General features: G+C 62.3%; 19 protein-coding genes and 1 pseudogene. 10 read left to right on the top strand and 10 right to left on the bottom strand.

Annotated features, from left to right (window positions below; translation table 11 throughout):
* Positions 1–107 precede the first annotated feature (107 nt).
* The gene (locus tag D1793_RS18660) at positions 108–311 is read left to right on the top strand and encodes an antitoxin Xre/MbcA/ParS toxin-binding domain-containing protein (protein ID WP_119023753.1); all 204 of its coding nucleotides are present in this window, start codon (positions 108–110) and stop codon (positions 309–311) included.
* 312 nt (positions 312–623) lie between these two features.
* Positions 624–1787, top strand: coding sequence for a Fic family protein (locus D1793_RS18655; RefSeq protein ID WP_119023444.1), 1164 nt, complete (start codon positions 624–626; stop codon positions 1785–1787).
* A 48-nt stretch (positions 1788–1835) separates the two neighbouring features.
* Here the strand turns inward: D1793_RS18655 and D1793_RS18650 are convergent.
* The 3 genes and pseudogenes from D1793_RS18650 to D1793_RS18640 form a co-directional block, all read right to left on the bottom strand.
* Positions 1836–1988 (bottom strand): annotated as a pseudogene (locus tag D1793_RS18650) (IS1380 family transposase); the annotation flags it as partial.
* Positions 1989–2036: 48 nt separating this feature from the next.
* Positions 2037–2510 carry an RES family NAD+ phosphorylase gene (locus D1793_RS18645; protein WP_119023443.1) on the bottom strand — a complete coding sequence of 158 codons (474 nt, stop codon included), beginning with the start codon at positions 2508–2510 and terminating at the stop codon, positions 2037–2039.
* Positions 2510–2962, bottom strand: coding sequence for an antitoxin Xre/MbcA/ParS toxin-binding domain-containing protein (locus tag D1793_RS18640; RefSeq protein ID WP_205527580.1), 453 nt, complete (start codon positions 2960–2962; stop codon positions 2510–2512). Before D1793_RS18640 ends, D1793_RS18645 begins: the two co-directional genes overlap by 1 nt.
* A 324-nt stretch (positions 2963–3286) precedes the next feature.
* Between D1793_RS18640 and D1793_RS18635 the strand changes: the two genes are divergently transcribed.
* Positions 3287–4540: an IS1380 family transposase gene (locus D1793_RS18635; RefSeq protein ID WP_119023442.1), complete on the top strand. Its 1254-nt coding sequence runs from the start codon at positions 3287–3289 to the stop codon at positions 4538–4540.
* Positions 4541–4806: 266 nt separating this feature from the next.
* Here D1793_RS18635 and D1793_RS18630 read toward each other — a convergent pair whose 3' ends face one another.
* From D1793_RS18630 to D1793_RS18605, 6 genes are all read right to left on the bottom strand, one after another.
* Positions 4807–5967 (bottom strand): FAD-dependent oxidoreductase, encoded by a 1161-nt coding sequence (locus D1793_RS18630; protein ID WP_119023441.1) that lies wholly within the window; start codon positions 5965–5967, stop codon positions 4807–4809.
* Between the two features lie 32 nt (positions 5968–5999).
* Positions 6000–8570: a LuxR C-terminal-related transcriptional regulator gene (locus D1793_RS18625; RefSeq protein WP_240407724.1), complete on the bottom strand. Its 2571-nt coding sequence runs from the start codon at positions 8568–8570 to the stop codon at positions 6000–6002.
* A gap of 539 nt (positions 8571–9109) precedes the next feature.
* Positions 9110–12091 (bottom strand): bifunctional [glutamate--ammonia ligase]-adenylyl-L-tyrosine phosphorylase/[glutamate--ammonia-ligase] adenylyltransferase, encoded by a 2982-nt coding sequence (gene glnE / locus D1793_RS18620; protein ID WP_119023439.1) that lies wholly within the window; start codon positions 12089–12091, stop codon positions 9110–9112.
* 79 nt (positions 12092–12170) lie between these two features.
* Positions 12171–12542: a diacylglycerol kinase gene (locus D1793_RS18615; protein ID WP_119023438.1), complete on the bottom strand. Its 372-nt coding sequence runs from the start codon at positions 12540–12542 to the stop codon at positions 12171–12173.
* 31 nt (positions 12543–12573) lie between these two features.
* Complete coding sequence (gene dacB / locus D1793_RS18610) at positions 12574–14013, bottom strand: D-alanyl-D-alanine carboxypeptidase/D-alanyl-D-alanine-endopeptidase (RefSeq protein ID WP_119023437.1); 1440 nt, start codon at positions 14011–14013, stop codon at positions 12574–12576.
* Positions 14014–14077: 64 nt separating this feature from the next.
* On the bottom strand, positions 14078–14767 hold the full coding sequence (locus D1793_RS18605) for a methyltransferase domain-containing protein (protein ID WP_119023436.1): 690 nt from the start codon (positions 14765–14767) through the stop codon (positions 14078–14080).
* A 453-nt stretch (positions 14768–15220) separates the two neighbouring features.
* Here D1793_RS18605 and D1793_RS18600 point away from each other — a divergent pair, with 453 nt between their 5' ends.
* The 7 genes from D1793_RS18600 (at position 15221) to radC (ending at position 19121) form a co-directional block, all read left to right on the top strand.
* Positions 15221–15388: a DUF1153 domain-containing protein gene (locus tag D1793_RS18600; RefSeq protein WP_205527579.1), complete on the top strand. Its 168-nt coding sequence runs from the start codon at positions 15221–15223 to the stop codon at positions 15386–15388.
* 91 nt (positions 15389–15479) lie between these two features.
* Positions 15480–15797 carry a hypothetical protein gene (locus D1793_RS18595; RefSeq protein WP_119023435.1) on the top strand — a complete coding sequence of 106 codons (318 nt, stop codon included), beginning with the start codon at positions 15480–15482 and terminating at the stop codon, positions 15795–15797.
* A 65-nt stretch (positions 15798–15862) separates the two neighbouring features.
* Positions 15863–16831, top strand: a complete 969-nt coding sequence (locus tag D1793_RS18590; protein ID WP_119023434.1) for a DUF932 domain-containing protein — start codon at positions 15863–15865, stop codon at positions 16829–16831.
* Between the two features lie 116 nt (positions 16832–16947).
* Positions 16948–17133: a hypothetical protein gene (locus D1793_RS18585; RefSeq protein ID WP_119023433.1), complete on the top strand. Its 186-nt coding sequence runs from the start codon at positions 16948–16950 to the stop codon at positions 17131–17133.
* Positions 17134–17151: 18 nt separating this feature from the next.
* Positions 17152–17937, top strand: coding sequence for an ERF family protein (locus tag D1793_RS18580; protein ID WP_240407723.1), 786 nt, complete (start codon positions 17152–17154; stop codon positions 17935–17937).
* A gap of 63 nt (positions 17938–18000) precedes the next feature.
* Complete coding sequence (locus D1793_RS18575) at positions 18001–18612, top strand: lambda exonuclease family protein (RefSeq protein WP_119023432.1); 612 nt, start codon at positions 18001–18003, stop codon at positions 18610–18612.
* An 11-nt stretch (positions 18613–18623) separates the two neighbouring features.
* Positions 18624–19121: a DNA repair protein RadC gene (radC, locus tag D1793_RS18570; protein WP_119023431.1), complete on the top strand. Its 498-nt coding sequence runs from the start codon at positions 18624–18626 to the stop codon at positions 19119–19121.
* Between the two features lie 123 nt (positions 19122–19244).
* Here radC and chrA read toward each other — a convergent pair whose 3' ends face one another.
* Entirely contained in the window at positions 19245–20618 is a 1374-nt protein-coding gene (gene chrA, locus D1793_RS18565; RefSeq protein WP_119023430.1) for a chromate efflux transporter, read from the bottom strand.
* Between the last annotated feature and the right edge of the window lie 31 nt (positions 20619–20649).

The raw sequence follows: 20649 nt of genomic DNA, 5'->3' as shown, positions 1-20649 counted from the left end.
AGCCCCTCCCCTTGCGTAGACCCGCCTGGGTGCGGTGCTGGCATCAGCTACAAGCTACGGTCACAATGTAAGGAAAATCAAGGTTTTTTCTATCGATGGAGGCTGTTATGGCCGAGCGGAAAGGATGCAGTGCCGCTGATGTTCAGCGGGCGGCTATCGAGCTGTTTGAAGGCAACTGCGTAGCAGCGGACCACTGGCTGCACCAAGAGGCTGTGGGGCTTGGAAGGAAGCGCCCCATCGATGTCATGGAGAGGAACACTCAGCAGGTGCTGGACCTGATCGGCCGTCTCGAGCATGGGGTGTTCACCTGATCCGAGCCTAGTCTTGGTGATGACATGGCTGAGCTTGGGGCTACAAGGACGATGCGGCCACTTGGAATTGTCCGCATGCCGACATTGCTGGGCGGTGTGATGTCGCTGTCGGCGTGCCAGCCGACCCGGTGCCGGCTCCTGACAGGGCGTGATTCTCGACCTCTCTGAGGTGCCCCGATCATGAGGAGACAGAGAGCCGGGGCCTTACGGCTCCCAGGCTTGTCAGTTGAGCCGAAACCGATCACCATTCGGCTCATAGTGTGAGCTGAATATAGTTGCCATTCGGCTCCTCCGCCTTCTTGGAGGTCTAGCATGGCCCATCACACCACGACATGGATCTGGCAGCATCCCGATTGGCCGCGGTTTACCTGGCAAGCGGCCAAGATTCAGCCGCGGGTCCGGGCATGCTGGCGGGATCTCGGCATCTTGCTGGGACGAGCGGGGGCCCTGACGTTTGCGGATGACGAGGACGCTGAGGCGAGAGCCGCCTTGGATACGTTATTGCAGAATATCGTCACCTCCTCGGCGATCGAAGGAGAGCGTCTGGACGTGGCGTCAGTTCGCTCCTCTTTGGCCCGGCGCCTTGGCCTGGAGGCGCCGGAGGGCGTTACCTCACCGCGTTCTGAAGGTTTGGCGGAGTTGATGCTGGATGCCACCTTACAGCCCGACACGCCACTGGACACCGAGAGGCTGTTCCAGTGGCATCGCTGGCTGTTCCCTGAGGCTGATGCCGCGCTGACGACGCTGCGCCCAGGGCAATGGCGCGGGCTGGAGCCAATGCAGGTGGTGTCAGGTCGCCTGGATCGTCCCAAGGTACATTTCGAGGCGCCGCCGCAAGAGGGGTTGGAACACGAGGTTGACCAGTTCCTCGCGTGGTTTGAGGCCAGCCGTCATGACCCGGCATTGGATCCCTTGGTCCGGGCCGGCCTGGCACACTTCTGGTTCGTGACGCTGCATCCGTTTGAAGACGGCAACGGCCGGATTGCCCGGGCCATTGCCGATCGTGCCTTGGCGCAGGCCGATCAGCAGAGTATCCGGCTGTATGCCATGTCGGCCGCCATCCTGGAGCGCCACGCCGACTACTATCGCCGCTTGGAAGCGAGCCAGCAGAGCACGCCAGACCTGACGGACTGGCTTGTCTGGTTCCTGGAGACCCTAGATGCCACCTTGCTGGATGTCTTGGCGCAGGTCGAGCGGACGTTGGTCAAGGCCCGTTTCTGGGAACGCTTCAGGTTGGCCGGCCTGCTCCCCGAGCAAGTGAAGGTGCTGAACCGCCTGCTGGATGGCGGAGAGCGAGGGTTTGCGCACGGCATCAGTGCATCGCAGTACCAGAAAGTCGCCAAGGTCAGTAAGGCCACTGCCACACGTCACCTCGTAGGCTTGGTCGAGAAGGGGTGCTTGGTGAAGCTACCCGGAGGAGGCCGCAGCACGCGCTATCAGGTACCGAAATGGCGCCGTCAGGACGATGGGGAGTAGGTGTCTCCAATGCCCTCGCCTCACTCACGAGGGTACTGGATGATCGGTCAGTAGCGGCGACGGCGTGGCTTGAGACGGCCGGTCCTGGGACAGGGACGTCATACCGCACGCATTGCTGGAGGCCCGTTGCCAACGCGGGGTACACCGCAGCGTGTCGCTGTCGCCGAGATCGATCAAGCCCATGGCACGTTGCAGCACCAAGGCGGTATCAGCACTTACCGCCAGGATAAGGAGCCAAGCGACCAGCCGTCACTTGAACCCTTGGAACAACCTCGGGTTGTAAATCCGCCGTTGAATGCTGACGAGCGATATCTTGCCGATGTCTGGGTGACGCGGATTCACCACGGCGATTTGATCGATCCCGGTGGCGGCAGCGCTGGGCACCAAGAGGATCAGGTTGTTGCCGGCTTCCAGGAAATCCGTACCCACCCTCTGCGTGCCTCGACCAGGAGGGTGAAGGTCCCAGTCCTCCGGGAGTGCATCAAGCGCCACGGTTTCGATGGCGCTCGACGCCGCCTCATAGATACCCAGCACGTAGTCTTTCGGGATCAGACGTGGGTTGGGGATGTAGTTCCCCATCTCCAACATGGCCACCGAGGCGCTTGTCCCAAAGTACAGGACGGGGTGGCCAGCATCATTCCATCGCGCCCCGTCACGATAGCTTCCCCCCTGCCCGGATAGATCACCGATGAACCGTTCTGGCGCAATCCGGTAGAGGTACATCAGCTGAATTCACCGTAGCTGATCTTGCGCAGCACCTGGCGCACGAGCTCACGGCCGGCAAACGTATCCAGCAGATCGACGGGGCGCGATCCGGAGAGGGCGGCAATTTCCGTGTGCAGCCACTCATGGCCCACCTCGCGATCGCCAAAGACCTTACCGGCTTCAACGTACAGCTTGACGGTATCGAGCACTTCCTCACTCTGCGCTCGGCTCAGTGCTTTGCGCTTGTAGAAGCGATGCAGATTGCCGGAGTCTGTCTCCAGGAGCCTGATAAAGACATCTCGATCCGCTGACAGTGCCTGGATAGCCTGTTTGAGCACGCTTCCTGGCAGCCCCTTCCTCACGGTCCTGATAAACGACACGGGGTTGGTGTACACATCACCCGGCAAGCTGAGGTCCACCATCATCTCATTGCCATTCGTGTCGTTCGTACCGATGAGATCCATGTCCATCGTGACCTCCTGCCATCATCGACCCGGGTCAGTTTGAGTCGTTGTGGGTACACCCATGATACGTCATATCGATGCCCATGCAACGTCAGAATGATCCACAGCAATCCATACGCTTGGCATATCGCGCGCATTCCCTCCTTGGTGCAAGTGTATGCACCTTGCGCCCCAGATGGTGCAAAGCCCCTCTGTCGCGCGGGCCACCTGCCATCTTCTCACCGAAAATATCACCAAACAACGTATTGTTTTATATGTGTCGGGTCCCGTGTGATTGATTACCCGCTTGGTAAATAACTCTGGTCGCTTGGCCTGCCACCAATCAGCAGGATACGTCACCCTCTCGACTTCCCTCCATACACAAGACTTGAGCTTAACTCCTTTGCCGGCTTTACCGTACGAGCCGATTTCGAGGGCGGGGCCTTGTCATCCGACTTCGGGCCCCTGTTGCTGCGCGGCGTTGACCAGCAAATCGGCCTGATCCATCGACTGGCCCAGGCCATTCATGACGGCCGTCACGCCTCCTACATCGATCACTCAATGGAGGATCTGCTGACCCAGCGCATCTTCCAGATCGCCTGTGGCTACGCCGATGCCAACGATGCGAATGCCTTGCGTCGTGACCCGGTGTTCAAGCTCGGCGCCGAACGCCTGCCGCTTGAGGCGGAGCAGGATCTGGCCAGTGCCCCCACCTTCTCGCGTCTGGAGAATGCCGCCAACACCCGCGACCTCTACCGGTTGGCCGAGGCCTTTGTGGAACAGTTTGTCGCCAGCTACGCCAAGCCGCCAGAGATAATCGTGCTCGACATGGATCACGCCGAGGACCAGACCCATGGCCAGCAGGAACTGGCGTTTTACAACCACCATTACCAGAGCCACTGCTATCTGCCGCTGTTTCTGTTTGAGGGCCTGTCGGGCAAGTTCATTACCGCGGCACTGCGCCCCGGCAAACGCCCGAAGGGGGCAGAGAACGCGATGATCCTCAAGCGAGTGCTCAAGCGGCTGCGCCAGCACTGGCCCGAGACCCGCATCCTGTTGCGGGGTGACGGCCATTTTGCCAACGTGGAATTGATGCAGCTGGCGCTTGACGATCCGTACACGGATTTCCTGTTCGGCCTGGCCGGTAACAGCCGTCTGAAAAGACTGCCCGAGCCACACCTGGAGCACACCCGCCGGTTGCACGAGACCCGCTGCCACAATGCCCGCCTCGCCGAGCAAGAGCCGCCGCAACGCTCACGCACCTTCCATGAGCTCGACTATCAGGCCCGCTCCTGGCCGCAGGCCTTTCGCACCGTCCTGAAAGCCGAGGTCATGGGGCTCGGCGACAACCCCCGCTTCGTTGTCACCTCCCTGGAAGAGCCGGCCCCGGAGATGCTGTACGCCGAGCTGTTGCAAGGCACTGAGCTGTCCCGGGCCCAGCCCTCGACGGTCATCATCAAGCTGTTCAAACTGGCCGTACGAGTCGTGCAGTACAAAGACCGCATCAAGCTCCACCTGCCCAGCAGCTGCCCGGTCAAAGCCCTTCTGCACACGATCACCGAACGGTTATACCGGCTGCCTCGGCCCACGCCAAACACCAGCTGAGCCGCCATCGGCACTCCCGGCCACCGCCATCCCGGCCCTCGGGAGGCTCTCGCACGCCTGGGCACTGGAATTGCTCAAATATTAAGCGGTTCGTGCGGATAAAGTATGGGTCCGGAGGTAAATCCGGACCCCTTGATAAGAACACCTATCATGTTCGGGCAAGGTGGGCATGCTGATGGCGGGATTGGATGGCTATTTGGAGCTTTTATGAAACATCCGGGTTAGATGCCGGTGAGGTGAGGAGGAGTCCATCCCATTGCTTGTGGTTACCCTGAAAGAACATCAGATAGCTTGGCTTGCCGGGTGGGAAGATTGACTGTTTCAGCTGCGATCATCCGGTCTCCGGAAAAGAGCCAGAATTCACAGGCATTGTCACTCTCTGTGGGACGCCGCTGAATTCGGTCGTATCCAGTGGCGATTCCAATACACTGGACTTTCATGCCGTTGAGATCTGACCAAAAACGAGGAGGAGAGGCAGGCGGAGACGGTTTACCACAAATATGAGCCGCCGCAATTTGTGCTTGAAGCATGGCATTATGAATAGTTTCTATTCGGATGGGTGTATTGGTGGAAACGTTGACGGCTTTAGCGCAATCTCCGATCGCAAATATGTCAGGGTCGGAGCTACGCATGCCGCTGTCTACTATAATACCACCGTCGCAATCCAGGTTTGCGTCTTGCGCAAGTTCGGCATTGGGGATGGCTCCTATACCGATAACAACGACGTCTGCGGGTTTGGTAGTGCCGTCGGACAAACGGATACCGGAAGCTCGGTCTCCCTCAGTGAGAATCTGGTTGACGCTAGCATTGAAGTAGAACATTACGCCGGCAGAGGCCATGCGGTTTCTGACAAAATTACTTGTTAATGGTGACGCTACTCGACACATCGCTCGGCTGTTGGCCTCAAACACAGAGACTTGTTTTCCCTGTAGATTGGCAGCGGAGGCGACTTCGAGCCCGATAACACCCGCGCCGAGAATGGCCACCTTCTCGCATTCCGGGGCTAACAGGGCATTACGTAATGCGGTGGAGTGGTCAAGATTCCTGAGATAGAAAACATTTTTTGCGCTCTCACCAGGTAAATCAATAGGACGTGGCCTCGCTCCTGTTGCCAAAATCAGCGTGTCGTATTTAATTTTCCTGCCGCCTTGAATCACTACTTGCTTTGCCGATCGTTCAAGCGCTATTACTTTACCGCCTTGTTCAAATTCAACTTTGTTGTCCCGAAAGAAATTAGGAGAACGGATCGGAGTTGGCGAGGGCAACTCATCTGAGGTCAAATAGGCTTTGGACAACGGGGGACGCTGGTAAGGCAGCGTGTTTTCCTCGCCCAAAATGGTAATCGTTCCGTCGAATCCATTCCGGCGGAGAGCCTCTGCGGCGGTCAGGCTGGCTATTCCAGCGCCAATAATAACTATTTTTTGCATATTCGCTCGATTCCTCTTTTGTTTTTGTAGCACTATAAAAGTCCGCGCAGTCGAGCTTCAGTGACTGCCTGAACCCGGTTGGTTACTTTAAGTTCGCTGAAAATCTTCTTCATATGCCATTTGACGGTATCCTCCGTCACAAGAAGCCGTTCAGCTATTTCTCTGTTGGTCATTCCGTTGCTTACGCATTTCAACAGAGAAATCTGCTTTATCGTGATAGTTGAGTGGGCATTGCCGGGCACAGGTGGCACGCTGGAGTCTTCTATTCTGACATCGGGATCCTTCGTAGCTTTAGCTTCAGAGTCGTCTGGCAGATCGTTAAAAAGATCCTGAGCAAGGGGGCTAAGAGAAAGTAGCGCTTCTTTGATCCAGAGCCGTGTGAAGTGACAGTTCAAATGTTCCGAAAGTAGGTTGGCATCAAGAATCGTGCGCTTCGCCGATTTTGATGAACCGAGGGCAAAGGCTGCCAGGGCCTGACAATAGTGGGCGGCGATCCTGGTTCTAGCATCTGAAATTGCGCTGGCGCTTTGTAGTGCTTGTTTGGCATATTTTTCGGCGACACCAAACTGTTTCCCAAGCCGTAGTCTATACATTGAGGTTACCAGGGCCATACGTGCTTGAATGGCCTGGTTTTGATTTGGCAGGAACGTCAGCTCACATTCATCGGGGAGTATGGGTGGACCCAATTCCTCGTTGTTCAGGAGAGTAAACTCAGCTAACTGAACCTTAGTCAGGATGTTGAGGCGAGAGAGCTCTCGCTCGCAGGCGGCTAGGCGAGATTGTTCCAACAAGGCCATGGCTCTATCTCGGAACCCTTGGTGGTACAGAAAACGGCTGTAGGCCTGTGTACACCCCCACAGAATATCTGTAACACCATAGTTCAAAGCGAAATCGAACGAAGCCTGTGCGGATTCCTGGGTAACCAGGTGATGGTTCTGTTCGTGTAGGATTTGTAACTCAAGAGCGCCAAACATTTTATTTAAAAAAGTTTTTGGCACCTGAATCTTTTCTGCTGTTTTATTCGCCTGAATCAACGCTCTCATTGCTCGGGCGATGTCACCCTTAAACAGTTCAGCCTGAATTTCTGCCGTTTTAAGCCAAATAAAAGCGTAATGTTGATTGGATGACTGGATGGCCACAGCCGCTCGATGCGATAATCGCTCCAACTCTTCAAAATGTCGTCCACTGGAGGCAATGAATGCCTGGCAAGTAAGTGCGGCGCCTTTGCCAACCATGTTACGGTCGCCAAAGGAGTCTATCCATTTTTGACAGAGAACCTGACTCTCCAGTAATTCATCCTGTGTAGCTTTGCCTATCGCATTAACCAATTCCCGCCATCCTTCCTCATCAAGATTGCCCAACCCCCTGGAGCTCGGATGAAGCGAACTAGCCAGTATTTCCTCTGCTTGACGAGCTTGTTGGCTAAAATACAAAATCCACGCGTAACCTATGCTCAAGGAAGCGATTTTTTTTATCGTACGAGCTGGTACTTTTTCAAACCAGGTGCGAAGTACTTCGATTTCACCCTGCCTGAGCGCCACGTCCAGGATAATGCTGTCACTTACGACGCGAGCCCAGCGATGGTCACTGGCTTCCAGAGCTGCATTGATTGAATGGGGATACTCCCCCCTACGCCAATGCCAGAATGCGACCCGTTTCAGCACATACGAGCGACGTTCTCGTTGGGTGGTGTTAAATAAACTACGCAAATACTCTCGCAGCACAAAGTGCATATCCATACGATCACCAGAAGCCACGGTGGGAGCTAAAAGAGCATAATGTTCGTTAAGAAACGAAATTTCCCGGTCGGCCTCTTCTGTCTTATATACATAGTCGTAGCATTCAGCGCTGATTACTTCGAGCATCGCTGCATTGCAAAGAAAGGTCCTCGTATTCTTGGGTAGTCCAGTTAAGAGGTTGTCCCTGAAATACGAGCGAGTTTCCGGCCAAGTCGCTGCGGGGAGATTTGGGTTTGGGGTTCGGCACATAAGCCTGACAAGTGCTGGCCATCCACCGGTGGCTTTTATGATGTTGCTGGCTTCGGGGCCACCCATACCCGATAATTCACTAACCTCCTCTTCTGTAAATACAAGTTCATCAGCACCATACGTTACAACACCCGCCATCATAGACAAACGTGGCAACGCCCCGACGCTACTCGGTGCAATGAAAAATTTCACATTGCTCGGTGTTTCATAGATTAAATCCTCAATCAAATCCGCGGTATGTTTAGCCTCGCCAACCCCATCAAGGCAAATTCTTATCGTCTTTTTTGCATTACACAGTGCGTTTCGAAGAACTTCGATGGTGTCGATGTCACTTTTTATCGTGCGCCAAGATTCAACTCCTTCGAGTTGATATAAAACTAACGCTGCAAACAAACTGTCATTAACGTCACATGAGTCAGGGTAGGATCGAGTATTGATATAAACGGCGCTCTCAAGTTCCTGTTCGTGAGTGTTTGCTGCCAAGGCCACTTGTACAGATTTTCCATAGCCGAGCGGGGCCCGATACAGAACTACCTTTGATTCAGGCGTAGCAGAAGCGCTCAGGTAATAGCGGTCTATACACCCTTGAGTAATGAAACACTGACGGGCCCACATCCTTTTAGACATCCTCCGACACCAGTCTTCCAAGCTATGGTGTGTCATGACAATCCGATCTCCTGCCTCGTCTCCCCAAAATGCGAGGGCGCTATGGGATGAAAGCATATTGATAAATGTCTAGTGAGTTATTGTCAAATCCTGTGTACGGCAAGTCAGGCGGCAGTCCTGTCTGACTGATCGGTCGGAGCTTGAATTATAACCGATTTTCAGCCGCCTTTTTCATTTCCGGTGCAATATCCAGGCTAGCGCTGTCTTGTAGAACATGTTGTCACCCGTTGTTGTAATAGGCTGTTGTAATGGCAATCTGGCGTTGCGTGGCTGAGCGGGCCTGCTGCCCGTCAGGGTGAATGCAGCTTATGGGCTGGCAAGAGCTCGCGGCAACGGCGCTTGGGGGGTGAAATATCCAATCTGGTTATTTTCCCCATGGCGGCCCGAGGGTGACGCAACACGAGAAAAGCCCCGGCCGTCGAGACGGCCGGGGCAGGCATTGGCGAGGGGCCAGCGGGCAGGTGGGCAGGCACCTCACCTGCCGAGGGTCAGGGCGTCGGCGGCTCCAGCAGCCGCTGCCAGGCCTCGATCACCACCCGGCGGTGGTCCTGGAAGGCGTCGCTGCGTCCCCGGGCGGGCTCGCGGGTCAGCGAGGCGCGGTGGGCACTGCTGCGCAGGGCCAGGTAGGCCTCGCGCAGGCGCTGGCACTCCTTGGCCGGGAGGCGCTCGGCGGCCTCCAGGGTCTCGAGGATGCGCATGTTATCGCTCCACTGCAGCAGCTCCGGGGCCTCGTGACCCATGGCGAGCACGGCGTACTGGCAGAGGAACTCGATATCGACCATGCCGCCGGGGTCGTGCTTGAGGTCGAACTCCCCCTCCCCGCTCTTGCCGCCCAGGTGGTCGCGCATCTTGTGGCGCATCTTGACCACCTCCTCACGCAGCGCCTCGGCGTCGCGTTCGCGGCCGAGGACCTCGCGCCGGATGGCGTCGAAGCCCTCGACCAGGCGCGGATGCCCCGCCACCACCCGGGCACGCACCAGCGCCTGGTGCTCCCAGGTCCAGGCATCGCGACGCTGGTAGTCGGCGAAGGCGGCCAGCGAGCTGACCAGCAGCCCCGAGTTGCCGGAGGGGCGCAGGCGCATGTCCACCTCGTAGAGGGTGCCGGCGGGAGTCACCGCGGTGAGCAGGTGGATGATGCGCTGCCCCAGCCGGGTGAAGAAGACGGCGTTGTCCAGGGGGCGCTGGCCATCGGTGCTGCCCTGAGTGGCGCCGTCGTGGATGAACACCAGGTCCAGGTCCGAGCCGTAGCCCAGCTCGATGCCGCCGAGCTTGCCGTAGCCGACGATCAGGAAGTCTGGCTCGGCTCCGGCGCGGCTGCCGTCGGCCAGCTCCGGGACGCCGTGCTTGCGGGTCAGGTGCTTCCAGGCCATGGCCAGCACCGCCTCGAGGATCACCTCGGCGATATAGGTGAGGTAGTCGCTCACCTTCATCAGGTGGCGGGTACCGGCGATGTCGGAGGCGGCCACGTGCAGGGTCTGGGCGTGCTTGAAGACCCGCAGCGCCTCGAGCTGGGCCTCCTCGTCCTCCTCGGGAATCCGCGCCAGGGTCTGGCGCAGCTCGTCGGCGAGGCGCGCCTTGTCGGCGGGGGTGTAGAGGGTCTCGGGGGTGAGCAGCTCGTCGAGCAGGATCGGGTAGCGGGCCAGCTGCTCGGCGATCCATGGGCTCGCCGCGCAGAGCGTCATCAGGTGGCCCAGCGCCTCGGGGTTCTCGCGCAGCAGCGCCAGGTAGGCGGTGCGCCGCAGCACCGCCTCGATCAGCGGCAGCACCCGCTCCAGCGCCGTGTCGGGCGCCTCGCTCTCGGCCACGGCGTCGAGCAGCAGCGGCATCAGGGCCTCCAGGCGCTCGAAGCCGATGCGCTGCATGGTCTGGACCTGGCGGGAGTGGTAGAGCGAGGCGATCCGCCGTGCCGCGGTGGCACTCTCCGCGAAGCCGGCCTCCTCCAGCAGCACGCTGACCTCCTCCTCGTCGAGCTCGCCGCGCCACAGCGCCCGCCACTGCTCCAGGGCGATGCCGCCGGCCGCCTCCTCCGACGCCTCCTCGACCTCCTCTTCGGGGTCGGCGATCACCGCATCGAAGTGCTGGCGGATCCGGGCGCGGACCTCGTCGAGCCTGGCCATCAGCGCCGGCCAGTCCTCCATGTCCAGGGCCAGGGCCACCCGCTCGCGGTCGAGGTCATCGTCGGGCAGGCTCTGGGTCTGTCGATCCTCCAGCGCCTGCAGGGCGTGCTCCAGGTCGCGCAGGAAGACGTAGTCCGGAATGAGCTCCTCGACCACCGCGACGGGCAGCAGGCCCAGCGCCGGCAGCCGTTCCAGGGCGCTCTTCAGCGAGGTGACCTGGAGCTCGGTGTCGCGCCCGCCGCGAATCAGCTGGAAGGCCTGCACCACGAACTCCACCTCGCGGATGCCGCCAGGGCCGAGCTTGATGTTGCCCTCCATGCCCTTGCGGCGCACCTCGCGGTTGATCATGCCCTTGAGCTCGCGCAGCGACTCGATGGCCCCGAAGTCGAGGTAGCGGCGATAGACGAAGGGGCGCAGGCTGGCCAGCAGCTCGGCCCCGGCGTCCAGGTCGCCGGCCACCGGGCGCGCCTTGAGCATGGCGTAGCGCTCCCACTCGCGCCCCTGGTCCTGGTAGTAGCTGGCCAGGGAGCTGAAGTTGCCCACCAGGGGGCCGCCGTCGCCCAGCGGGCGCAGGCGCATGTCGACGCGGAAGGCGAAGCCGTCGGCGGTCACCGCATCCAGGGCGCCGATCAACCGCTGTCCCAACTTGGTGAAGTACTCCTGGTGCACCAGGGACTTGCGCCCACCCTCGGTCTCGCCGTTCTCGGCGAAGGCGAAGATCAGGTCGATATCGGAGGAGAGGTTGAGTTCGCCGGCGCCGAGCTTGCCCATGCCCAGCACCACCAGGCGCTGTTCGCTGCCGTCGCGGCGCGGGGCGGGCCGGCCCCAGCGCGGCGCGAGGAAGCGCTCCAGCCAGGTGAGCGCCCCCTCCAGGCACACCTCGGCCAGGCGGGACACCGCGGCGGCGGTGGCCCACATGTCGGTGCCCTCGGGCCGGGTGAGGTCGCGCCACACGATGCCGGTCATCCGCGCGCGGCGAAAGCGGCGAATGGCGGCCTGCATGGCGGCCTCGTCCTCGGCCGCCTCCAGGCGCTCCTCGAGCCAGTCGCGCAGGCTCTCCGCGTCGGGGGCGAGGTCCAGTTCCCCGCTGGCATCCAGGTGCAGCAGCCACTCCGGGTAGCGCACCAGGGTCTCGGCCACGAACTCCGAGATCGCCAGCACCCGAGCCAGCTGCTCGCGGCGCGGTTCGGCGAGGCCCTGCCAGTCTTCCAGGGGCGACTCGCGCCCGGTCATGCCGGCCAGGTGGTCGGCCTGGGCCAGCGCCTCGGCCAGCCGCTCCCGGGTGCGCGTCAGGGGCGCCTTGAGGGGCTCGGGAATATCGATCAGCGGCAGGAAGTCATCGGGCAGGGGCATGGGCGTCTCGCGTCCGGGTGGCGAATGCCCCCAGCATAGCGAAGCGCGAACGCCATGGGCACCCGGAGCGACGAGCGACTCAGCCGAACAGCTTCTGCCCGGCCAGCAGCAGCCAGGTGAGTCCGGCCAGGGCCAGCGACACCATCACCGCCGCGGAGCCCAGGTCCTTGGCGCGTCCGGAGAGCTCGTGGTGCTCGGGACCGATGCGGTCCACCACGCTCTCGATGGCGCTGTTGATCAACTCCACCACCAGCACCAGCAGGCAGCTGCCCACCAGCAGGATCCATTCCACCGGCCCCTGGCCGATCCACCAGGCCAGCGGCAGCAGCAGTACGCAGAGGGCCAGCTCCTGACGGAAGGCCGACTCATGGCGCCAGGCAGCCTTGAGCCCCTTGAGGGAGTAGCGGGTGGAGTGCACCAGGTGGCGCCAACCGGTATGTCCGGGCTTCATCGGGGGATCCTTTGGGTGGGAGGTGGGCCGCTCAATGGTTGTCGATCATTCGCTCGAGGTCCACCGAGAGCGGATCCAGCACCTCGGACCAGCTCAGGTAGGGGGTGCTGCCGGTGCCGTTGACCAGCGCGGTGAAGACCCCCCAGCGCCCGCTGCGCGTGCGGAAGTAGCCGCTCACCGCCCGCACCGCCACCGGCTGGTTGAGGGTGCCGGTCTTGAGCATGACGTGGTGCTGGAAGGTCGGCGAGCCGCGGCGGATGAAGCGCATCACCCCGTTGCCGGGGGACTGCAGGGTCGCCACGAAGCTCGGGAACAGCGACGGACGGTGGAACATGCTCTCCAGCAGCGCATTGGCGCCACGGGCCGAGGTGCGGTTCTCGGTGGTCAGGCCGCTGCCACTGAGCAGGGTCACCGGGCCGTGGTCCGGGATGCCGGCCACGAACGCCTCGATGGCCGCACCGCCGAGGCGCAGGTCGGCGCGGGGGGTCTCCACCAGGTTCAGGGCGAGGATGTCGGCCATGAAGTTGTTGGAGTAGTTCATCACCCGCAGCAGCAGCTCCTGCAGCGGCTTGCCCTCGACTTCGGCCAGCGACCGGGCGCCGGCAGGCGGCTCGGCCAGGGTGGTCTCGGCCCCCCCGCGCACCGCGATGCCGGCCTGGTCGAGCATCCCCAGCAGGGTCCTGGCCATCTGGTCAGCGGGATCGGAGCTGCCCCGGTAGATGTCCCGGGGGCGGGCATTGGTGGAGATCTGGCCGCTGAGCACCATGACATCATCGCCGTTGCGGGTGATGCGCTCGGCGCGCAGCTCGGTGCCACTGTTGTCGGGCCGGGTCTCCACGCGGTTGTCGATCTCGAGAATGGCCGCCTGGCTGTCGCAGCCGGTCACCCGGGCCGGCTGCCCGGGGGCGGCGCCGGGTGCCACGCTGACGCACCAGCTGCCGTAGTTGACCCCCGCCGAGGAGAGCAGCGCGCTGTAGGCGTTGGCCGTGCGATCGCGGGCCTGGCAGCGGTCGGTGGTGATGCACTCCACCGGGCCGAAGCGCCACTGGCTGACCAGCAGCCGACCCTCCACCTCGCGCACCCCGGCCTGGTGGAGGCGCTGCACCAGCCGCCACAGGTCCTCGGTGGTCAACGCCGGGTCGCCGCCACCATCGAGGATCAGGTCGCCCGACAGCACGCCATCGCCGTCCGGGCGCGACTCGCCGAGCAGCCGAGTGGTGAAGCGATGCTGGGGGCCCCAGCGGTCCAGCGCCGCGGCCGCCAGGTAGCTCTTGGTCACCGACGCCGGCGAGAGCTGGCGATCGGCCTCGATGGCCCCCAGCACCGTGCCCTCATCGATCAGGCGCGCCTCGGCGCTGATCAGGAAGCCCTTGTCGGCCAGCCGGCCCAACTGGGTGAAGCCCGAGGCCTGGGCAATCGCCGGCAGCAGGCAGAGCAGGAAGAGAAGCAGTTTCGACAGACGACGACACATGGCAACACCGCGGAGTTGGATCAGGAGGGGGGATATCAGTGGCTGGATATCGAGGGAAGCCGCGTCACGAGGCCGGGACCAGCTCGGGGTCATGGGGCAACTCCACCACCAGCTTCCAGAGCGGCTGTCCGCTGACATGGTACTTCTGCTCGAAGGGGGTCAGGAAGTCGTTTCCGGGCTCATGGGGCCCCACCTCGGCCCTGCGGCCGGTTGCCTGGGCCACGGCCAGGGCGAACTCCTCCACATAGAGCCGCCAGTTGGAGCGCAGCTCCAGGCGCCCGCCCAGGGCCAGGATCACCGGAAGGACCGGGTGGCCCTGCCAGCGCATCTTGAGATGGGCCGCCTTGGGGTAGGGATTGGGGTAGAGCAGGTAGTGGCGCACGGGCCGCCAGCCATCGGCCAGCGCCAGGCGCCAGAAGTCCACCAGGTCGGCGCGGACCAGCAGGGCGTTGTTGGGCAGCGGGCCATGCTCGCGGGTCAGGCGGCTCTCGCTGCGATCCACGCCGATCACCGCATGGTTGGCAAAGCGCTCCGCCAGGCGGCGGGTGGAGAGCCCCACCCCGCAGCCGGCGTCCAGAATCAGCGGCATGTCGAGCCGCGCGGCACGCCATGTCCGCGCCGCCTCGAAGGCGCGACGGGTATGTTCTGCCACCGGCTTGCGCAGCGGGTGCGCCAGGGCGCGTGCCACACGCCGGCTCAGGTCCTCGTGGGGCCCGGGCTGGTTGGTGACGATGGAGCGGGAACTGGATTGCATGGTGATCGGCCACGACACGAAACAGGGGGTGATTCTATCAGTCCGGCATGGCGGCCGCATGATCGCCAGAAATGCGAAAAGCCCCGACCATCTCACGATGATCGGGGCTTTTCTCTATAAGTGCCTGACGATGTACCCGGCCGGCGCTCCGGGACTCTCCATGGGGAGACCCCCCAGAACGACGAAACCCCAGCCATAGGGCTGGGGTTTCTGAAAAGGGGCCTGACGATGACCTACTCTCACATGGGGAGACCCCACACTACCATCGGCGCTGAGCGGTTTCTCCCTGGCGGCTAGCAAAGGATAACTCCTATAGGCGATTTGATCATCCGGGACCCTACACTTACCAGCATTAATTACCTTATAATTTTTAACTAAAGTAGACTTTAGGAGCTATTGAAGTGCCCCCCTCCAGAGCTGCACAGGCTATAGTGCAGCGACCAGGAGGATGAGATGAGCAACGAACCCACCGTTAAACGCTGGACCGCGAAGCGCAAAGCCACCGTGGTCATGGACATCTTCAAGGGCAAGACCACGGTCGCTGAAGTGGCTCGCCAGTATGACCATACCGTATTCGAGTGCTGGAGCAGAAAGCCGGCGCGCAGAAGAGGCCAGCGATAGAGCCAGCTGCGAATAAAAAAACTTAAGACCTATATCACTCCTGTGAGCTGAGCCCTCCCCGGGCTTGAACTACCAATACAGGAGACTCGATATGCCCCCACCCTGCTCGCGCTGTGACGCGCAGCGCGCCATCAACCTCGAGACCGCTCGCAAGCTGGGCACCGCAGCCGGTGCCTTGGTCGGCTCCCTTAAGGGGGCTTACACCTCGCTCTACGCGCCCAGCCGCCTGGTGGCAGCGTCTTTCAATTTTCCCATGACCCGCATCGCCGCCGCCGTGGTGGCCGCGGCCTCGGGTGGCATCGCCGGTGCCGCCGCCGGGCAGCAGATGGTGCAGTACCTCTTCCCACCCGGAGAGGGCACGCCCTGGCTGTGCCTGGGCTGCGGCCACGCTTTCCGCATTCTCGACTGACCCGTTCACACCCTTTCCCCTACTCGCCGGCGATCTGCCGGCTTTTTTCGTCAAGGAGCCTTCCTATGGCACACCAAATCGAACAGATGGCCTATGTCGGCGATACCCCCTGGCACGGCCTGGGGCAGCAGCTGTCGCGTCACCAACCCCTCGAGGTCTGGCGGCAGCAAGCCGGCATGGACTGGCACATCGAATCCTCCCCGGTGCGCTTCATCGCCGATGGTGCCGGCCACCTGGGCAGCATCCACTCCTTCCCGGAGCAGAAGGTGCTCTACCGCTCGGATACCCGGGCACCGCTGTCGGTGGTCTCCCAGCGCTACAAGGTGGTCCAGCCCGAGGAGGTGCTGGAGTTCTACCGCGACTTGACCGAGTACGCCGGCTATGAGCTGGAGACCGCGGGGGTGCTCAAGGGCGGCCGCAAGTTCTGGGCGCTGGCCCGTAGCGGCCTGGGCACGGCGTTGAAGGGCCAGGACCAGGTCAACGCCTACCTGTTGCTGGCGACCTCCTGTGACGGGTCCCTTGCCACGGTGGCCACACCGACCTCGGTACGGGTGGTCTGCAACAACACCCTGACCATCGCGGTGGATGGCATGAGCCAGGGGGTGAAGGTGCCCCACAGCACCGAGTTCAACCCGCAGCGGGTCAAGCAGCAGCTGGGCATCTCGGTCGCGCAGTGGGACGACTTCATGTACCGCATGAAGACCCTGGCCGAGCGCAAGGTCAGCCAGGAGGAAGTGAAGGCTTACTTCCAGTCGGTGATCTGCAACGCCGAGGAGCCGCTGGACGATCCCTCCAAGCTGCCCAACGTGCGGGCCCTCAACCGCGTCCAGAAGCTCTACCACGGCGAAGGGCGGGGCTCACAGCTGTGCACGGCCCAGGGCACCGCCTGGGGCCTGCTCAACGCCATCACCGAGTACGTCGACCATGAGAAGCGGGCGCGCAGCAACGACTACCGCATGGACTCGGCCTGGTTCGGCCAGGGCGCCAACCTCAAGGACAAGGCCCTGGAGTCCGCCATGGCGCTGGTGGCCTGACGTTGACACCTCCCTTCCACCCATTCACCTCTTCACCTTTTCACCACTCACCTCAACCATTACGGCATAGCGCCCGGCCCCTCACAGGCTGGGCGTTTCTGCGTCTGGAGGACCCCATGCAACCCCGAATTCCGTTTGAAACCTGTCGGGCGCTGACCCTGCTGGCTCGCCAGCTGCTCGGCGCCGGTGAAACACAAGCCCAGACCCACGTGCTGGCCGAGGGCCGGGTATTCCGCGTGGTCGTGTCGCTGGAGCCGGTCCCCGCCGATCAGCTCCAGGACGTCATCAACCAGTACCGCTGAATCCACCAGGAGAATCCCATGGCAACCCCCATCCACCCCCAGCATGGCAAGCCCAACGGCCAGGTCACCCGCCACTCCCCGGCGGGCCCTGCCGAGCCGGCGCCGGTTCCCTCGGCGCCGCTTCAAGAAAGCACGGCGATCATCCAGGTGATCGAGCGAGCGGCCCTCAACCCCCAAGTCGATATCGACAAGATGGAGCGCCTGCTGCAGATGCAGGAGCGCGTGCTCGACCGCCAGGCGCTGATGGCCTACAGCGCCGCCATGGCGGCCATGCAAACGGAGTTGCCCAGCATCGCCGAGCGCGGCAAGACCAACACCGGCTACTACGCCACCCTGGAGGATATCGTCGACACCGTTCGGCCGATCATGAAGCGGCACGGCTTTGCGGTGAGCTTCCGTATCCAGACCCAGGAGCGCGGCATCCAGGTCACCGGCGTGCTGATGCACAAGGACGGTCACCGCGAGGAGACCAGCATGCTGCTGCCGGCCGACACCAGCGGCAGCAAGAACGCGGTGCAGGCCTTCGGCTCCTCGACCAGCTACGGCAAGCGCTACGTGCTGTGCGCGCTGCTCAACATCACCACCCGGGGGCAGGACGACGACGGCCATGCCGCCGCCCCGGTGAAGCGCGTCACGCCCTTCCAGGCGGGGCAGCTGAAGCAGCTGATCGCGGCCTGTCCGCCCACCACCCAGGAGTGGTTCGTCGGCAAGTACGGCGAGGCCGAGCAGGTGCCGCGCAGCGACTTTGACAAGCTGCGTGCATCTCTCACCAAACGGGCACTGCCCACCCATCAACGTCACTGACTGGCAGATCGGCGAGGGGCGTCCCTCGCCGGCTATGCCGTCGTGTCATCAAGGAGAATCGTCATGCAGATTCTGACACTGGAACAGGGCACGCCCGAGTGGCATGCCGCACGCCTGGGCATCGTCACCATGTCCGAACTGAAGACCCTGCTGGTCAAGGGCAAGGGGCCGGGAGGGTTCGGCGCCGGGGCCCTGAGCTACATGCATCAGCTGATCGGCGAGCGCATCACCGGCGAGCCCTCGGATGCCTTCCCCGGCAACGTCCACACCCAGCGCGGCCATGAACTGGAGCCCATGGCCCGGGAGCTCTATCACGAGGCCAGCGGCCTGCCCCGGCTGGAGCAGGTCGGCATCATCCTCAACCACGGCGTGGGCTACTCCCCCGACTGCCTGGTGGACGGGAATGGCCTGGTGGAGATCAAGACCAAGCTGCCCAAGTACCAGGTCGAGCTGCTGCTCGAGGGTGAACTGCCCCAGGAGCACGTAGCGCAGTGCCAGGGCGGCCTCTGGGTCAGCGAGCGGGAGTGGATCGACTTTGTCAGCTACTGGCCGGGAATGCCGCTGTTCGTGAAGCGGGCCTACCGGGACGAAGCGCTGATCCGCACCATTGCAGAGCGAGTCGAGGTCTTCTACGAGGAAATGGAGCGCCGCGTGGCGCAAGTGATGGCGGCCTGAGGAGAAGGATCATGAATCACCGTAAGCTCAAGGCCGGCGAGGTCGCCGGCACCTACGACATCACCGCCCCCATCACCGAAGCGGAGCTGGTCAGCATCGCTCAGGCCTTTGCCAGGCGGAAGCTGGCCAGGGGCCGCAAGCTCACCCGGCCGAACCTGGTCTTCGACTACCTGCAGGTACTCTTCCAGGGTTACGAGCACGAAGTGTTCAGCGCCCTGTTCCTGGACAGCCAACACCGGTTGATCCACTTCGAGACGCTGTTCCGGGGCACCATCGACTCGGCCAGCGTCTATCCCCGGGAAGTGGTGAAGCGTGCCCTGGCCCACAACGCCGCGGCGGTGATCTTTGTCCACAACCACCCCAGTGGTGATCCCGAGCCCAGCGACGCCGACCGGCGCATTACCCAACGACTCAGTGACGCCCTGGCACTGATCGAGGTACGGGTCATCGACCATATCGTAGTCGGTGGCGACCGCTGCATATCCTTGGCGGAGAGGGGTGACCTCTAGGATCCAGTGGATGATCACGACATAGCACCGGTGCTGCCCTGCGGGGCGGCACCGGTATACCCGGCCTCTTCTTTTTTTGGTTCTTGGGTGCACTCCCTGAACCGTGTCGCCAGGCTCGGCTCATCAAAGCGCCAGGGAAAGGAGAATGCCAAGCAGCGCGCAGCCCCCCAGCACCTTGAGCATGCCGACCTGAAAGCGAAAGATAGCGACCATTGCCCCGGCGGCCAGCAGCAGGGCCAGGGGGTCCAGGGTGCCCAGCTGCGGGATCAGCAGGCGCACCCCGAGCAGGTGCCGCTCGGCCACCTCAGTGAAGATCACGTGCAGACCGAACCAGATCGCCAGGTTGAGGATCACCCCCACCACCGCGGCAGTGATGGCCGACAGCGCAGCGCTGAGGGCGCGGTTGTCTCGCAGCCGCTCCACATAAGGAGCGCCGAGGAAAATCCACAGGAAGCAGGGCACGAAGGTGACCCAGGTGGTGAGCACCGCCGCGAGCGTCGCCGCCAGCATGGGGTCGAGCCCGATGGCCTCGCGATAGGCGCCCATGAAGCCGACGAACTGCACCACCTGGATCAGCGGTCCCGGGGTGGTCTCGGCCATGCCCAGGCCGTCGAGCATCTCGCCCGGGGCCAGCCAGCCGTAGTTCTGTACCGCCTCCTGGGACACGTAGCCCAGCACCGCATAGGCGCCGCCAAAGGTGACCACCGCCATCTTGCTGAAGAAGGTGGCGATCTGGCTGAAGACGTTGTCACCCCCCAGCGTAACCAGTAACAGCGCCACCGGCGTCAGCCACAGCAACAGGAAGATCGCCGAGACACGCAGCGACCAGCTGCGGTTGGGGCGCGCATGGGCCGGCAGCCCCTCGCCGAGCAGTGAGTCGCGGTCGCTGAGTCCCTGACCGCCGCTCTGCCCGTGACCGCCACCCGCCTCGAAGACCTTCATACCGCGCCGGCCGCCCCAGAAACCGATCAAGGCCGCCCCCAGGATGATCAGCGGGAAGGCGAGTTCGAGAAAGAAGATCGCCACGAAGGCCGCCGCCGCCAAGCCGATCATCACCCGATTGCGCAGCGCCCGCTTGCCGATCCGGACCACGGCGTTGAGCACCACCGCGAGCACCGCCGCCTTGAGGCCGAAGAAGAGCCCCTCTACCAGGCCTACATTGCCCAACGCGGCATAGAGGTAGCTCAGCGCCAGGATGGCGATGAAGCCGGGCAGTACGAAGAGACTGCCCGCCACCAGGCCACCCCGAGTGCGGTGCATCAGCCAGCCGATGTAGATGGCCAGCTGCTGGGCCTCCGGCCCGGGCAGCATCATGCAGTAGTTGAGGGCGTGCAGGAAACGCTTCTCGCCGATCCACTTCTTTTCTTCGACGAGGATGCGATGCATCACCGCTATCTGGCCGGCTGGGCCGCCGAAGCTCAGCATTGCCACTCGCAGCCAGACCATCACGGCCTCGCGAAAGGGAACCTGATGGGGCGTTTCATTGACAGGGGGCATGTACACTCTCACAAAGACGATGGCGCCATAG

This window comes from Halomonas sp. JS92-SW72 (assembly GCF_003547075.1).
In the GTDB taxonomy this organism is placed as follows: Bacteria; Pseudomonadota; Gammaproteobacteria; order Pseudomonadales; family Halomonadaceae; genus Halomonas; species Halomonas alkalicola.
The sequence above is the reverse complement of the archived record's forward strand: the minus strand, read 5'-3'. Positions and strand labels throughout refer to the sequence as shown.

What these genes read in the sequence shown, in the direction of transcription:
- D1793_RS18660 (WP_119023753.1), top strand. Translation starts at nt 108, where the DNA reads ATGGCCGAGCGGAAAGGATGCAGTGCCGCTGATGTTCAGCGGGCGGCT.
- D1793_RS18655 (WP_119023444.1), top strand. Translation starts at nt 624, where the DNA reads ATGGCCCATCACACCACGACATGGATCTGGCAGCATCCCGATTGGCCG.
- D1793_RS18645 (WP_119023443.1), bottom strand. Translation starts at nt 2,510, where the DNA reads ATGTACCTCTACCGGATTGCGCCAGAACGGTTCATCGGTGATCTATCC.
- D1793_RS18640 (WP_205527580.1), bottom strand. Translation starts at nt 2,962, where the DNA reads ATGGACATGGATCTCATCGGTACGAACGACACGAATGGCAATGAGATG.
- D1793_RS18630 (WP_119023441.1), bottom strand. Translation starts at nt 5,967, where the DNA reads ATGCAAAAAATAGTTATTATTGGCGCTGGAATAGCCAGCCTGACCGCC.
- D1793_RS18625 (WP_240407724.1), bottom strand. Translation starts at nt 8,570, where the DNA reads ATGTGGGCCCGTCAGTGTTTCATTACTCAAGGGTGTATAGACCGCTAT.
- glnE (WP_119023439.1), bottom strand. Translation starts at nt 12,091, where the DNA reads ATGCCCCTGCCCGATGACTTCCTGCCGCTGATCGATATTCCCGAGCCC.
- D1793_RS18615 (WP_119023438.1), bottom strand. Translation starts at nt 12,542, where the DNA reads ATGAAGCCCGGACATACCGGTTGGCGCCACCTGGTGCACTCCACCCGC.
- dacB (WP_119023437.1), bottom strand. Translation starts at nt 14,013, where the DNA reads ATGTGTCGTCGTCTGTCGAAACTGCTTCTCTTCCTGCTCTGCCTGCTG.
- D1793_RS18605 (WP_119023436.1), bottom strand. Translation starts at nt 14,767, where the DNA reads ATGCAATCCAGTTCCCGCTCCATCGTCACCAACCAGCCCGGGCCCCAC.
- D1793_RS18600 (WP_205527579.1), top strand. Translation starts at nt 15,221, where the DNA reads ATGAGCAACGAACCCACCGTTAAACGCTGGACCGCGAAGCGCAAAGCC.
- D1793_RS18595 (WP_119023435.1), top strand. Translation starts at nt 15,480, where the DNA reads ATGCCCCCACCCTGCTCGCGCTGTGACGCGCAGCGCGCCATCAACCTC.
- D1793_RS18590 (WP_119023434.1), top strand. Translation starts at nt 15,863, where the DNA reads ATGGCACACCAAATCGAACAGATGGCCTATGTCGGCGATACCCCCTGG.
- D1793_RS18585 (WP_119023433.1), top strand. Translation starts at nt 16,948, where the DNA reads ATGCAACCCCGAATTCCGTTTGAAACCTGTCGGGCGCTGACCCTGCTG.
- D1793_RS18580 (WP_240407723.1), top strand. Translation starts at nt 17,152, where the DNA reads ATGGCAACCCCCATCCACCCCCAGCATGGCAAGCCCAACGGCCAGGTC.
- D1793_RS18575 (WP_119023432.1), top strand. Translation starts at nt 18,001, where the DNA reads ATGCAGATTCTGACACTGGAACAGGGCACGCCCGAGTGGCATGCCGCA.
- radC (WP_119023431.1), top strand. Translation starts at nt 18,624, where the DNA reads ATGAATCACCGTAAGCTCAAGGCCGGCGAGGTCGCCGGCACCTACGAC.
- chrA (WP_119023430.1), bottom strand. Translation starts at nt 20,618, where the DNA reads ATGCCCCCTGTCAATGAAACGCCCCATCAGGTTCCCTTTCGCGAGGCC.